At 59.7% G+C, this 12,534-nt stretch carries 23 protein-coding genes; 14 read left to right on the top strand and 9 right to left on the bottom strand.

Translation table 11 applies throughout. The features are described from left to right. Positions 1 to 289: 289 nt before the first annotated feature. The gene (locus BP846_RS12175; protein WP_292395794.1) at positions 290 to 502 is read right to left on the bottom strand and encodes a hypothetical protein; all 213 of its coding nucleotides are present in this window, start codon (positions 500 to 502) and stop codon (positions 290 to 292) included. A 521-nt stretch (positions 503 to 1,023) separates the two neighbouring features. Between BP846_RS12175 and BP846_RS12170 the strand changes: the two genes are divergently transcribed. Both BP846_RS12170 and BP846_RS12165 read left to right on the top strand, forming a co-directional pair. Beyond that, positions 1,024 to 1,260 (top strand): DUF7557 family protein, encoded by a 237-nt coding sequence (locus tag BP846_RS12170; protein WP_292395791.1) that lies wholly within the window; start codon positions 1,024 to 1,026, stop codon positions 1,258 to 1,260. Then, on the top strand, positions 1,257 to 1,517 hold the full coding sequence (locus BP846_RS12165) for a type II toxin-antitoxin system RelE family toxin (RefSeq protein WP_292395788.1): 261 nt from the start codon (positions 1,257 to 1,259) through the stop codon (positions 1,515 to 1,517). Before BP846_RS12170 ends, BP846_RS12165 begins: the two co-directional genes overlap by 4 nt. Before the next feature lie 178 nt (positions 1,518 to 1,695). Here BP846_RS12165 and BP846_RS12160 read toward each other — a convergent pair whose 3' ends face one another. Next, positions 1,696 to 1,893, bottom strand: coding sequence for a type II toxin-antitoxin system HicA family toxin (locus BP846_RS12160; protein ID WP_292395798.1), 198 nt, complete (start codon positions 1,891 to 1,893; stop codon positions 1,696 to 1,698). A gap of 19 nt (positions 1,894 to 1,912) precedes the next feature. Then, positions 1,913 to 2,125, bottom strand: coding sequence for a type II toxin-antitoxin system HicB family antitoxin (locus tag BP846_RS12155; protein ID WP_292395786.1), 213 nt, complete (start codon positions 2,123 to 2,125; stop codon positions 1,913 to 1,915). 79 nt (positions 2,126 to 2,204) lie between these two features. Here BP846_RS12155 and BP846_RS12150 point away from each other — a divergent pair, with 79 nt between their 5' ends. The 6 genes from BP846_RS12150 to BP846_RS12125 all read left to right on the top strand — a co-directional run bounded on the left by BP846_RS12150 (position 2,205) and on the right by BP846_RS12125 (position 6,480). Next, on the top strand, positions 2,205 to 2,468 hold the full coding sequence (locus tag BP846_RS12150) for a hypothetical protein (protein WP_292395783.1): 264 nt from the start codon (positions 2,205 to 2,207) through the stop codon (positions 2,466 to 2,468). Positions 2,469 to 2,508: 40 nt separating this feature from the next. After that, a complete protein-coding gene (locus tag BP846_RS12145; RefSeq protein WP_292395780.1) occupies positions 2,509 to 2,916 on the top strand; it encodes a hypothetical protein in 408 nt (135 codons plus the stop codon). Positions 2,917 to 3,542: 626 nt separating this feature from the next. After that, entirely contained in the window at positions 3,543 to 3,881 is a 339-nt protein-coding gene (locus tag BP846_RS12140) for a hypothetical protein (RefSeq protein WP_292395777.1), read from the top strand. A gap of 182 nt (positions 3,882 to 4,063) precedes the next feature. Next, positions 4,064 to 4,522 (top strand): type IV pilin N-terminal domain-containing protein, encoded by a 459-nt coding sequence (locus BP846_RS12135; RefSeq protein ID WP_292395774.1) that lies wholly within the window; start codon positions 4,064 to 4,066, stop codon positions 4,520 to 4,522. 27 nt (positions 4,523 to 4,549) lie between these two features. Continuing rightward, positions 4,550 to 6,292 (top strand): hypothetical protein, encoded by a 1,743-nt coding sequence (locus tag BP846_RS12130; RefSeq protein ID WP_292395772.1) that lies wholly within the window; start codon positions 4,550 to 4,552, stop codon positions 6,290 to 6,292. A gap of 11 nt (positions 6,293 to 6,303) precedes the next feature. Then, the gene (locus BP846_RS12125) at positions 6,304 to 6,480 is read left to right on the top strand and encodes a hypothetical protein (protein WP_292395769.1); all 177 of its coding nucleotides are present in this window, start codon (positions 6,304 to 6,306) and stop codon (positions 6,478 to 6,480) included. 173 nt (positions 6,481 to 6,653) lie between these two features. Here the strand turns inward: BP846_RS12125 and BP846_RS12120 are convergent, their stop codons facing one another. Further along, the gene (locus BP846_RS12120) at positions 6,654 to 6,944 is read right to left on the bottom strand and encodes a type II toxin-antitoxin system RelE/ParE family toxin (RefSeq protein WP_292395765.1); all 291 of its coding nucleotides are present in this window, start codon (positions 6,942 to 6,944) and stop codon (positions 6,654 to 6,656) included. Continuing rightward, positions 6,922 to 7,125, bottom strand: a complete 204-nt coding sequence (locus tag BP846_RS12115; RefSeq protein ID WP_292395763.1) for a hypothetical protein — start codon at positions 7,123 to 7,125, stop codon at positions 6,922 to 6,924. The genes BP846_RS12120 and BP846_RS12115 overlap by 23 nt, the downstream gene beginning before the upstream one ends. A gap of 262 nt (positions 7,126 to 7,387) precedes the next feature. Between BP846_RS12115 and BP846_RS12110 the strand changes: the two genes are divergently transcribed. After that, positions 7,388 to 7,519 (top strand): hypothetical protein, encoded by a 132-nt coding sequence (locus BP846_RS12110; protein ID WP_292395761.1) that lies wholly within the window; start codon positions 7,388 to 7,390, stop codon positions 7,517 to 7,519. A gap of 330 nt (positions 7,520 to 7,849) precedes the next feature. On the opposite strand, the gene BP846_RS12105 is transcribed toward BP846_RS12110, so the two are convergent. From BP846_RS12105 to BP846_RS12095, 3 genes are all read right to left on the bottom strand, one after another. Next, entirely contained in the window at positions 7,850 to 8,098 is a 249-nt protein-coding gene (locus BP846_RS12105) for a type II toxin-antitoxin system RelE family toxin (protein ID WP_292395758.1), read from the bottom strand. After that, a complete protein-coding gene (locus tag BP846_RS12100) occupies positions 8,092 to 8,358 on the bottom strand; it encodes an AbrB/MazE/SpoVT family DNA-binding domain-containing protein (RefSeq protein ID WP_074370364.1) in 267 nt (88 codons plus the stop codon). Before BP846_RS12100 ends, BP846_RS12105 begins: the two co-directional genes overlap by 7 nt. Positions 8,359 to 8,847: 489 nt before the next feature. Then, complete coding sequence (locus tag BP846_RS12095; RefSeq protein WP_292395753.1) at positions 8,848 to 9,009, bottom strand: hypothetical protein; 162 nt, start codon at positions 9,007 to 9,009, stop codon at positions 8,848 to 8,850. Between the two features lie 25 nt (positions 9,010 to 9,034). Between BP846_RS12095 and BP846_RS12090 the strand changes: the two genes are divergently transcribed. The 3 genes from BP846_RS12090 to BP846_RS12080 all read left to right on the top strand — a co-directional run bounded on the left by BP846_RS12090 (position 9,035) and on the right by BP846_RS12080 (position 11,211). Next, positions 9,035 to 9,238, top strand: coding sequence for a hypothetical protein (locus BP846_RS12090; protein WP_292395750.1), 204 nt, complete (start codon positions 9,035 to 9,037; stop codon positions 9,236 to 9,238). A 480-nt stretch (positions 9,239 to 9,718) separates the two neighbouring features. After that, complete coding sequence (locus BP846_RS12085) at positions 9,719 to 10,309, top strand: helix-turn-helix domain-containing protein (protein ID WP_292395747.1); 591 nt, start codon at positions 9,719 to 9,721, stop codon at positions 10,307 to 10,309. After that, the gene (locus BP846_RS12080; RefSeq protein ID WP_292395744.1) at positions 10,282 to 11,211 is read left to right on the top strand and encodes an ATP-binding protein; all 930 of its coding nucleotides are present in this window, start codon (positions 10,282 to 10,284) and stop codon (positions 11,209 to 11,211) included. The genes BP846_RS12085 and BP846_RS12080 overlap by 28 nt, the downstream gene beginning before the upstream one ends. 242 nt (positions 11,212 to 11,453) lie before the next feature. Here BP846_RS12080 and BP846_RS12075 read toward each other — a convergent pair whose 3' ends face one another. Beyond that, positions 11,454 to 11,609 (bottom strand): hypothetical protein, encoded by a 156-nt coding sequence (locus BP846_RS12075; protein WP_292395741.1) that lies wholly within the window; start codon positions 11,607 to 11,609, stop codon positions 11,454 to 11,456. A gap of 94 nt (positions 11,610 to 11,703) precedes the next feature. Between BP846_RS12075 and BP846_RS12070 the strand changes: the two genes are divergently transcribed. After that, positions 11,704 to 11,835 carry a hypothetical protein gene (locus BP846_RS12070; RefSeq protein WP_292395738.1) on the top strand — a complete coding sequence of 44 codons (132 nt, stop codon included), beginning with the start codon at positions 11,704 to 11,706 and terminating at the stop codon, positions 11,833 to 11,835. Between the two features lie 3 nt (positions 11,836 to 11,838). Continuing rightward, the gene (locus BP846_RS12065; RefSeq protein ID WP_292395735.1) at positions 11,839 to 12,297 is read left to right on the top strand and encodes a hypothetical protein; all 459 of its coding nucleotides are present in this window, start codon (positions 11,839 to 11,841) and stop codon (positions 12,295 to 12,297) included. The last annotated feature ends 237 nt before the right edge of the window (positions 12,298 to 12,534 follow it).

Raw genomic sequence — 12,534 nt, 5'->3', positions numbered from 1 at the left:
AAGGTAGCCGGTGATTCCGTGGTGCCACGGATAATCGGTAGGGGCCGCGTCAACCGGCCCGTGCGAATAAGGACAACCTATGAACCGTCACCCTTCGCACAGATTAAAGTGCAGCCCTGTGCCTCGCAAGGGGCCCCAGCTGCAAGCCCCCTCCGTTAGGGGGGTAGTTGACAGGCTGCCTCAAATTGAACAATCATGGGGTGGACTCCTGGGCCTAATAGGGAACTTGAAAAGTGAATATTACAACCTCAGCGATATCTGTCTGCGGCATACAATCCTGTCAAAAATGTTATCTGAGGGCCCTATCGAGAAGCCCGTCGACATCATAACTCTTTATACTGAGAACGTTCCCGGCTCTATCCGTCATATCGGTTGAGGCCGCCACCACTCTCAGTCTCACCCCGGCCTTCTTCTCGACGCAGGCATCCACTTCCTCGGTGGATTTCAGCCTGTTGATGCTGACCCCGTACCTCTCCTCGAAATCTACCGTCCGTCGCATCATGACACAACCCCTGCAGCAAGCATCGATCCTTGCGTTGCACCTACCGATCTCACGCCGAGTCCGGGTTCAGGTTATATCATCGTATAATCGCTCATGCCATATACTTTTCGACATCCATCGAGTTTAACCGGATCGAGTGGGCATGGCCTCCCCGACCGACAGCCGGATGCTCCGAAACTCCCGTTGCCTCTCATCGGTTCCCCACATTCTCGCGGGCCGTTTCGTTCTCACAAAGGTAGTCGAATCTCAGGAACATCGGTCTTCGCGGCTTCACGTGAGTTAACAGATACAGATGGCAATACAGTCTCACGTCAACTATCCCCCCTAACGGAGGGGGCTTGCCACCGGGGTCTGGAGACCGCAAGGTTGCACTTTAATCTGTGCGAAGGGTGACGGTTCAAAAGTCGTCCTTATTCGCACCGATGAAATTGCAGCCCTGTGCCCCGCAAGGGGCCACGGCAGCAAGCCCCCTCCGATAGGTGGGGGTAGTTGACACCCTATAATGGCCTATAGGCATTGACATGTCCGCCACTACTGTCTGGATCACGCCGGAGAACAAGAGCCGCCTGGAGGGCCTGAAACGGCATCCGAAGGAGTCGTACAACGATGTTATCGGCCACCTGATCGATATGGCCGTTGACGACGAGCCCCTCTCGGAGGAGGCCATCCGGGGCATCGAGGAAGCAATGGAGGACATCCGATCAGGCCGGCTCTACTCTGAGGATGAGATCCGAAAGGAGTTTGGTGTGGAGGAATGACCTGCACGGTCACCTACACCGCCCGGGCCCGGCGGGACCTCCGCAGTCTTCCCGCCGAGGCGGCCCGCCAGGTCATCCGGTCCGTCGCCGGAATCCGGGAGAATCCCTACCAGCATGTCCGTAACCTGGGCGGGTTCCCCGGAACGCCGGTCTACCGGCTCAGGGTAGGCCAGTACCGGGTCATCCTCACGATCGAGGATGAACACCTTCTGATTCTTGTACTTGAAGTAGGACACCGGAGCAGCATCCACCGGTAGGAAGGCGGCCCTGCGGGCCGGGGGTGCCCGGCTGGCGATGGCCGCAACCGGTTGTACGGGAAGTTGCAACCGCCGCCCGGGGTGTGGCAGGGGGGGCGAGACCCTGGCGGATGGTTGGGCACCGCCGGAAGCCCCCCATACGAAGTGCGACAGTCAAAAAGAGAGATTATGGATTGCTTTACAGATATCGGGCAAAATCCTCAGGTTCGATCTTCGCCAACCGCAGGATGCCCCGAAGAGTACCGATCGTTAACTCCCTATGGAGCGGGACAACCGTTCCCACTTTCCCCTGCGGGGTCTGTTTCGAGAGCCGCACATGACTCCCGGATTGTCCGCTTACGGCGAATCTGTATTCTTTCGTGAGGATTTTTATCACGGTCTCGCCTGAGACCGGTTTAAGTCCCGGCACCCACGGCCACCTCAAACATCGTGATGATCGGCCTTCGTCCGTCTTCCAGTGGAAATTCTTCCAGGTACAACTCCGTTGCTTCCTTGAGGTTTGCTACTGCTTCTTCTACGGTCTTGCCCTGACTGACGGTGCCGACTTCCGGACACTCGGCTACGTAAACGTCTTCTTCCTTATACAGCACGGCCGTGAATACCCTCATGCTCTCACCGATACTGTGTGATATTACCCTTCAGGGTGATAATACTGATCGAATCTCGGCCCGGAATACTTCCATCAGGATGATGCCGGCCGGGCTCCGGGGGAACCCCTGCCCGCACGTCGGTAACCAGGCCGGGTTCCCCGGAACGCCCGCCTGCCGGCTCGGGGTCATCCTCACGATCAAGGGCGAACACCTTCCGGTTCCTGCACCCGGGGCAGCATCCGCCGGTAGGAAGGCGGCCCTGCGGGCCCGGGGGGGCCCGGCCGGCGATGGCCGCAACCGGTTGTACGGGAAGTTGCAACCGCCGCCCGGGGACTTCGTCGAATGCACTGATTCTCAATGAATAGTACAACCAGAGAGGATACGGATCGGATTTTGCACTGTTGTACAGAAGGTCGCATCGGGGGTACGCCCGGGCGCTCCTGAAGCAGCACCGGATCTCCGTCCGCATCCCCTTCGCCCGGCGGATAGGGTTCTCGAACACCGCGAACTGCAGGAACCCCGCGATGCTCTTTGACCTGATCAAGTGCCACGCGGCGCTCCGGTTCCTGCAGCGGGAACGGGAGGAGATGGGCGGCGAGGTCCGGATCGAGGCGAACCCGCCAGGACTTCGATGCGGCGGTCCGCTTTTATTCCGCGATCAACCGGGGCGGCGAGCGGGACTCGAAGATGACCGGGAACGGCGGCGGCGCTCCAGACCATCGCCCGGATGGGCTGGGAGCAGTTCACGGTCCGGATGCTGCTGCAGGCGACCGGATCGCCCGGGCGAGCGGATGGGCACGGGGACATGATGCCGGGTGTGGATAGTATCACAGAGTTTCGACAGAACAGGCGCCGCTCCTGCTCCGGGTGCGGATAAAGTGTGGATACATGGGTGCGGTAGAGCAGCGCACTGGACGATAACCCTCGCGCGAGAGGGAGCGGCGTCCGGGGGCGAGGGTGATGACCCGCACGCTCCTGACCGATTATAAAACCCGCGGCAGCCCCGGGCCGGCCCGTGGTCGTTTCAGGCCGACCGGATGCACAGCGAGCGCGACCTCTCCTGGGTTGCCGGCTGCGCCCGGATGGAGGCGCTGCTGCACCCTGGACGGTCGGTGAAAACCGATCTTCCCCCGTTCTCCGGGGAACTCCCGTGAGGGGAGGCGGTTCCGGATCTGTTGCGAACGAAAATATCGAAGATTCTGATTTATCGAGGAATTGGAAATATATCGACGTAGCACAGAGTTCGAGCGCGAAATGTCTTTGCACCCCTTTGCAACCGGATTTAGATGTTGCAAACGGCGGCCGGTTGTCCGGGGCCGGCGAGGGGTGACGCGGGAGAGCGTGATCGTTGCACGCCATGCGGAGAGTGCGGCCGAAGGCGAGTCGGCCGTACAATAGCCTCCGATGTCATGAAAGAACCTCTGTGTACGGGGAGATGGGGCGACTCAGAATCTTCTGCGTGCGGGACGGGGGTTATGCGGCGTTCTCGATCGTCTTCCTCAGCCCGGGTGCGAACGTCTCCGCCGGCATACCCGGGGGCCGCCCGCTCCTCCCGCCCCATGACTCGCACCCGGCGGTGCTCACGCTCCGCTCCCGGCGAACCATCGCGCCTGCAGCCCGGTTGTATGGGGAGTTGCGACTCCCGTCCGGGGCCTTGCGGTGCCCGGCCGCGCCTCCGGGAGAATCCCGCTCCGCACTCCCCAAAACCCGGCGCGTCCCTGACGTATATGCCGGGCGTGGCGAGCCCGTGTTTTTCCTGAAACGCCGATCCTGACCCGGTTTTTTGTTTCAACAACTCATTTATAGCACGAAAGATTCTTTCACGCAGGCGCGGGTGATGATATTAAATCGTTCGGGAAAGAATATCTACGACATCTTTATATATCTTGACAAAGGACCTAGTTTCGTTAATTCGTAGCCCCATCGGGGCCATGAGAACAGAGAGGTGTATGTAAGATGAACTTCAGAGAGAATGAAGACGCAGTATCACCGGTGATCGGGGTCATCCTCATGGTCGCGATCACGGTGATCCTCGCCGCGGTGATCGCGGCGTTTGTGTTTGGGATGGGATCGAACATCGGGACGACGAAGACGGTTGCGGTTACGGCCGGGCAGAATGGCGATAATGTCGTCCTGACCTATCATGGCGGTGCTGATGCAGCCACACTGGAGTACTTGAAGGCTACTGTAACGGAAAATGGTGGGAGCCAGGTAGTGACATATATCTACTCAGATAATAGCGAAACAGCTGCAACAAAAAACACACTCTCTGATGTGCGGTCAGCGGAGAAGAAAGATTTTCCCATAGGTGTCTCGATTAGCCTTTCGGGAGGGTCTCCTAAACAAGATCATGTCGTGGTCACCGGTTACTTCAAAGATGGTTCCGAACACGTCGTGCTCGACACTTACGTGTAAGCACTCCCCATGAACAACCATCTTTTTTTGAAGAAAGCGCTACTCATCACGTTCCTCTGCTGTCTTCTCTCCCTCACCATCGGTTATCCCATCCTCTACATCACCGACGAGTGGATCACCGCCGACCAGTTGAACCACCTCGTCACCGGGAACGACCTCCTCTTCGGCTACACTCCCTACGGCAGCGCCGGCTACGCCGCCTCCCACCACGACACCCTCTGCTACACCCTCGCCCTCCCGGTCGCCTCGCTCCCCGCCTACCACCTCTTCTCGCTCTTCGGCGATGACTTCCGCTTCGCCGTGCTCCTCCTCTGGTCCGCCCTCCTCCTCGCCGTGCTCCTCATGGTCGAGTTCTGGTATCCTCGATACGCCCGCTTCCGGGGGATCCCCTGGACCTGGGCCGGGATCATATCCTGGGGCGTGCTCTTCATCCTCAACGCGGCGCTCTACCGGCCGTTCTGGTTCGTGCGGGGGGTGCAGCCCTATGACGTGGGCGTCTACCCCGAGGTCGCCGCGATTGTCTTCACGAACAGCGTCGTCTTCGCCCTCCTCGCGGTCGTCGCGTTCCTCATCTTCCGCGAAGTCCTCGGGTCCGACCGCTGGGGGGTCTTCGGGCTCGCCGCGACGGTCTGCTGCTCCTCGTACCTCTTCTGGTCCGGGAACGCGAAGGACCACGCGCTCGTCGCCCTCCTCTTCGTCGTCGCGCTCTACTGCTTCACCCTCTACCTCTCCCGGGAGAACCCTCTCTACCTCTTTGCGTCGTTCGTCGCCGTCGGGTGGACAGCATGGGCGCGGCCGGAGCTCGGGCCGGCGCTCGCCGCCGGGTTCTTCCTCTTCGGGATCGCCGTCGCGGCAGGAAAAGGGCGGCGAGAGGTCGGCAAAACCGTCCTCGCCGCTGCCGGGGTCCCGCTCGGCGCCCTCCCGCTCATCGTGAACAACTGGGGACTCTCCGGCCACCCGCTCGTCCTCCCCTGGGTGGCGGGCTACGCCGCAGCCGGGGGGAAAGCACTCCCCTCCGGGTCGGAGAGCCTCTGGAGCACTCTGATCGGGCACTACACCCCCCCGCCCGGCGACCTCCTCTCCGGCCTCTACGGCGCCTTCTTCGACCCGGTCCGCGACGGCTCCGCCGCGTTCTTCCAGGTCTCGCCGCTCTCGTTCTTCGCCCTCCTCCTCGCCGGAGCGGCCGGCTACGCCCTCATCCGCCACAGATCGACCGGGATCCCCTCCCGGGACGCCCGGTTCCTTGCCTTCTTCGCCCTCGCCGCCGCCCTTGTGGTGCTCGCCTACGCCCGCTCCCTCCCGGGGATGTCAGCAAGCCCCGGGATCGTCCCCGACATGCGCTACCTCTCGCCGGCTTACCTCCCCCTGCTCGTCATCGGGGTCTACGCCCTGAAGCACGCCGGTCTCGACGGCGACGGGGTCGGGGAGGCGCTCAAGGTCCTCTTCTGGCTCGCAGTCGTCGACCTCCCGCTCATATTCATCATCCTCCAGGTCATCGCCGGCAACAACCCCGCCGGGCAGGTCACGTTCATCACGACCCTCACCTACCTCTTCCTCGCCGGAGCCGCGGTGCTCTACATTGCCGTGCTCGCAAAACGCGCTTCCCCCCGCCTCCTCGCCTATGCCGTCCCGGTGCTGATGCTCTTCCCGCTCGCCTGGGAAGTCATTGTCGACTTCCGGTTCGCCACCAGTTGCTGGGAGGGCTACCACTTCTGGATACCCGTGGTGCAGTACATCTGGTACATCCAGTATGCGATCTTCCCGCTCTGAAGGGCAGGAAGTTGACGTTTGCAGGTTCGTCGCAACCCAGGGTACGGCCCCACCCTCCACGGCCCGACGGGGTTTGCCGTCCCGTCGGGGTGCCGCTCATCCTCGCCGTCGCGGGGTACATCCTGGAGACCGAGGGCGCTGAGGATGAATGCGACGATTACGAGGGAGAGACGGGAAGTGAGGAGTGATGCGCTCCCCGCTTCTCCGTCGTGCCTTTGCGGGGGTGGAGTTTGAGCACCGGAGGTGCGAACGGCAGAGCAAAAAGACCCCCTGCGCAAAGCCGGGGGTGGTTCACGCGGTTTTACAACATCACCGTCGGGCTGAATAATTGCACGATAGGGTTAACAGTTGACCCCTGGAGTTAGAAACGCCCATACCACTTGTGCGCTCGCTCGATCGGCATCACGGCGATAACATGAACCTCCTGCTCTGCCTCATGGATGCGATAGAATGCCGTGAAGGTATGGCTTATATGAAGGCGATAGGTGTCTTCCCGTCCCTGAACATACAGACGTTCCTTATCGCTTCCGCCACCGGGGAACGGATCTTCTTGAAGCATCTTCAGTTTCTCCATGACGATCTGCCGGCTCTTCGGGCGGAAACTCCGGATACTCTCAAGGACCTTGCGGTTAATCAGTATCCGGAACGTCAAAATTCAGCTCCACGAAATCCCCCTCCGCCTCGATACGATCCATATCCTCGATGAACCGGCGCTTCTTCTCCAGTTCCACCATGTGGGAGAGGAGATCATCGAACGTCTGTCCCGGGCGCTTGAGATCGGAGATGTCCTCCCATACACCTTCTGAGACCGGTATCCGCTTGGTTGCAACCATGACAATACTGTAAGTGCTGGTCATATTTACAATGGTTGGTGAAGACTCTTCCGGCGTTCATCACGACCCTCACTTATCTCTTCCTCGCCGGTGTTGCGGTGCTCTACGTTGCCGTCTTCGCACCTAACGGTGCTCACGCTCCTGACCCGAAACCCTTCGGGTTTCTCCAGCTCCGGCCCTTCAGCCCATCGCACCCTGCGGCCAGTCGCTCCTCGCCCGCCGCGCCTCCCCCCGCCTCCTTGCCTACACGGTCCCGGTGGTGATGCTCTTCCCCCTCGCCTGGGAACTCGTCGTCGACTTCCGATTCGCCACCAGCTGCCGGGAGGGCTACCACTTCTGGATACCCGTGGTGCAGTACATCTGGTACATCCAGTATGCGATCTTCCCGTTCTAAGAGTGGAGCGGCCAGGGCCCTTCGGCCCATCGCATCCTGCGGACAGCCGTTCCTGCCGGAGCGTCGTCACTCGAAAACCCTCCGGGTTTTCTCGAACTCCGCCTGCCCTCGCAGCCTCGCGGTGCTCGCGCTCCGGCCCTTCGGCCCATCACACCCTGGCGGGGCACGCGTCGTTAATCGCAAAGATCGGACGAGCCAGACTCCGCCGCCGCACCAGAGCCCCTGGACGGAGGTGGCTCGATGCGCCGCGAACGGCCGGGGTTATTGCAGAAATGGGATAATAGTTCCTGAACGCGAAAAACACATGGTCTTACAGAGCGTTGCTATCCGTTACTGCTCGTCCTTATGGTAGAGATCGAGAAAGATCAGGAGATCCCTTCGCTCATCATAGCAGTATGACAACCGGAATGGAGGGATATATACCTCCCTCGTCTGCTTTCTGCCATATCTCATCGGTTTTCCGATCACCGGATCGTTGATGATCTTAAGGATCTGTTGTTTCACCCGGTCCTTTATTCTGCCGTCACGGATCTTCCTGATCGTTCTCTCAAAGGACGCGCCGTAGGCAACAGTCACCATGATTCAAGATCACGAACGAAATCGGCATGGTCCTTCTTGACAAATTTGCCCTCTTTAAACTCCTGGAGCGCCCGCTCTGTCCTTTCTGCAAAGAGAATATCCTCTTTCAGCTCCGGCTCCAGTTCATCAAGCGGTTTTACAATAAAGCGGTCCCCCTCCCTGACGATGAGCAGTTGTGTACCCTCAGGAAACCCCCTCCGCATGAATGCCGGAATGACAATCTGCCCCTTTGAACTCAGCCTGGTGATACCGATATCCATAGATCCTCGTAAGATACATCTTACCCAATCCCATATGAGGTTTTGCATGGCACCAGGCACACCCTTCAGGAACCCGTGAGCGGGCGCCTGCTCGCAGGGTTGGAGGGGCAGGCGTGTTCTCCCATCCCGGGGCTGCCCGCCCGCAAGTCGGCGGTCATCACAAGTTCGCCCAAAACAGTTTGCGAATTTTCGGTGTACCGTACAGGGCTTCCGCCACCCGGACCATAGCCGGGGTCAGAACGCGGACCTTCAGCCCGACAACGACCCCCCCTCCTCGCCGCGGCGACTGGCTACGCCCTTATCCGCCGCAGACCGACCGGGATCCCCTCCCGGGACGCCCGGCTCCTCGCCTTCTTCGCCCTCGCCGCCGCCCTCGTGGTCCTCGCCTACGCCCGCTCCCTCCCCGGCATGTCGGCAAGCCCCGGCATCGTCCCCGACATGCGCTACCTCTCGCCGGCTTACCTCCCCCTGCTCGTCATCGGGGTCTGTCTATGCCTTAAAACACGCCGGTCTCGACGGCGACGGGGTCCGTGAAGCCCTCCGGACACTCTTCTGGCTCGCGGTCATCGACCTCCCGCTCATCTTCGTCGTCCTCCAGGTCATCGCCGGCAACAACCCCGCCGGGCAGGTCACGCTCGTCACAACCCTCACCTATCTCTTCCTCATCGGGGCAGCGGTGCTCTATATCGCCGTCCTCGCCCGCCGCGCCTCCCCCCGCCTCCTCGCCTACACGATCCCGGTGCTGATGTTCTGCGGGCTCGCCTGGGAACTCGTCGTCGACTTCCGGTTCGGCATCATCAGAGGCTGGGAGGGCTACCACTTCTGGATACCCGTGGTGGAGTACATCTGGTACATCCAGTACACCATCTTCCCGCTCTGATGAGGAGAGCGGCCCGACGAAGAACGAGACGGCGGCGCCCGCCGCCAGCGCCCGGATGGGGCAGGAGACGTTCACCGCCCGGCAAGTTTCAGGCGGCCCCTCAATGGCTACGTCGACCGGGTGTGGCCTCCCCCCCTCGAATAATGCGAGGGAGGGGGTGCGGGGAACGACTTCCCCGCAGGGGAAGGAGTTAGAGCACCGCGAGGCTGCGGCGAATCCGTGGCGTTTCAACCCCCACGAAACACCGATCCTCTCAATCTCAGGTGGCAGATGTCGGACACCTCAAAACGGAAGATGTCCGATATGTCCGATAAATGTCCGATAAATGTCCATTATCTATCAGGCCCTGTCATCGTATCAGGCGTTCCAGGGAGGCAACCGGGCTAAAACTTTGGGGATGGGAAAGTCGTTCGCCTCACTCCCGGGCCAGCCAGGTGGTCAAACTTTATCTTCCTTCTGGCTAACACAATTATCCAATACATGATCCCGAATGAGGAACCTTCCGTCAAACCCCTCTTCTGCGACCAGCATCTGCCCGATGAGGTGATGGAAGTTGCCGAACCGGACTATCCAGGACAGTATCCATACACCTCCCTCGAGGAGTTCCTGTCACTGCACGAGGGGAGATACCTTGACTTCAAAGAGACAGTATCGGAATCGTTCTTTAAACTGCTCTCCGCCTTCTCGAATACCGAGGGCGGATTCGTCATACTTGGTGTCAACGACAAAACCCGCAGAGTGACAGGCTTTGGCTGCAGGGGAGAGAGACTGTCTGAACTCGCAAACCGGATCAGCGACGGCCTCGGCATACACCCGGTCATCGATGAGATACCCGCGGACGGCAGGACGATCCTCATCATCACGGTAAGCCCCCAGAAAAAGCCGATCTCCTACAGGGGAGTGATTACACCCGGGTCGGCGATACCGTCCGGGAGATCGATCCTGACGAACTCAGGAGAAAGTTTCTGGAAGACTCCAACTGGGAGGATCTCGTGGGCGGTTGTACCCTCGACGATATTGACGATGAGACAGTACGGGACTTCATGGATCTTATCAGGGGCCGTGCTGTAGGTACCGGGATACCCGACATAAAAGACAAAGAATCCATCCTCAGACGCCTTGGCCTGATCACCCCGGATGGAAATATCACCCATGCTGCATGCATTCTCTTCGGAAAGAATCCTCAATCCCGTTTCAAAAATACAGGGCTCAAGATCACCCGAATAAATAGTGAAACCGTACTCATCAACCCAAAAGACCTTTCCGGGAATCTCTTCCAGCTTCTGGAACTTGCAGAAAAGTATCTTCTTACATCGCAAGCGGTCATCTACGACCCGTCCAGCAACGCAATTGTCGACTCTTTCAGGAGAAAGGAGATTCCCGAGTATCCGAAGGCCGCGCTCCGCGAAGCACTTCTGAATATGCTCATCCACCGGGACTATTTCAATAGCAGAACCCCGAGTATCGTACGGATATACGACGATCGCATTCAGTTTCTGAACCCTGCCTGCTTCCCTGCAGACGTTACACTCGAAAAGATCCTCTCGCAGCATTACCCATACCATCGAAACCCGAAGATCGCGGATGTCTTTGCAAAAGCGGGATATATGGAAAAGTTCGGTACCGGTCTAGAAAGAATTCAAGCCGAGTTCGACCATGCAGGATATCCTCCACCGGAGTTTGATTACACGTCCCTTGGGTTCAGCCTCGTCCTCCGGAACGATCCGTACACCGGAGAGCGGTTTGATTCACTCGGGCTGAATGAGCGGCAGATCGCTGCCGTAAACTACCTGAAGAGACAGGGTTCCATTTCAAACCAGGAGTACCAAAAACTCAACAACGCGAAGAAGGCGACCGCAACACGGGATCTTAAGGCGATGGTTCAAAGCGGCATTCTTCGCAAAGAGGGAACAACCGGGCCAGGCGTGCGCTACTCGCTGATGTATGCAGAGATGGATAGCAAGAGATCATAGAAGGATCGCAATAGGATCAATGGGATCATAATGGGATCATATTAGGATCATAATGCCTGTCCTGAACACATTTGGACAAACGTTATGCCTTAGATACGCAAAATACCCTTTTTCCTCCATTTTGTAATGGGATCATGGCCTCCGCCGAGCACCCGCACGATCACCGCCACCACCCCGCCGGCCCCGACATGCGCTACCTCTCCCCGGCCTATCTCCCCATGCTCGTCATCGGGGTCTATGCCTTAAAACACGCCGGCCTCGACGGCGACAGGGTGCGGGGAGGCGCTCCGGACGCTCTTCTGGCTCGCAGTCATCGACCTCCCGCTCATATTCATCATCCTCCAGGTCGTCGCCGGCAACAACCCCGGCGAGCAGGTCGCGCTCGTCACGACCCTCACCTCCGTCTTCCTCGCCGGGGCCGCGGCGCTGTATGCCGCCGTCCTCGCCCGCCGCGCCTCCCCCCGCCTCCTCGCCTACGTGGTCCCGGTGCTGATGCTCTTCTCGCTCGTCTGGCTCGCGGTCGTCGACTTCCGGTTCGCCACCAGTTGCTGGGAGGGCTACCACTTCTGGATACCGGTGGTGGAGTACGTCTGGTACATCCAGTACACGGTCTTCCCGCTCTGAAGGATGAGATCCCGACGGCCGCGAGACCGGATCAACGAGGCGGCAACGGGACTCCCCTACTGGAAGACCCGGCGGCTCCTCATCTGCTCTCGCCTCCAGGAGAAGTGCCCTGCCGTCAGTGGGGTGGACTCGACGGTCATCGGCGACTCCGCCGGGACGACCGTCCGCCGGCATGAACTCCACTTCCGGTTCGACGCCGGGCGCTGCCGGGAGCGGGCGGCAGAACTCGCGATCCGGCTGGAGGACGACCCCGACGATAGGGGCAACGACCCGCATGTTTACACCTTTGCACCAGGTTTGCACCGGAATTCCGGGGAACGTGCAAACGAGGATACTGGCTGGAGTGGCGGTGATTCTTCTATCGGAGAGATATGTACAGATCAGAATGGTAATTTACACCATTTACCGGGAACGGAGAGTCTGCGTGCAGGAGCGAGTGACCCCCACTCCCGGTCTCTGTGAAATCCGCAGTGGTGCAAACATACAAACTATTCGGGAGGAGACCCTCCCGATCCGGGAACAGCCTGCAACCTGCAGTTTTCCGAGGTGTAAACCAAGGTGCAAAGGTGTGTAAACCGGTGTAACTGTGCAAACGAATACCCCGGTCAACCCCGAATCCCCAGGTTGCTCCGCGCAAGACCACGTCACCGTCCCCGCAACCGTTCCTTCCCGCGAAATGAGAAGGGCGCCCACCACCTC

It is taken from the genome of Methanoculleus sp. UBA303, assembly GCA_002501655.1.
Taxonomy (GTDB): domain Archaea; phylum Halobacteriota; class Methanomicrobia; order Methanomicrobiales; family Methanoculleaceae; genus Methanoculleus.
The sequence above is the reverse complement of the archived record's forward strand: the minus strand, read 5'-3'. Positions and strand labels throughout refer to the sequence as shown.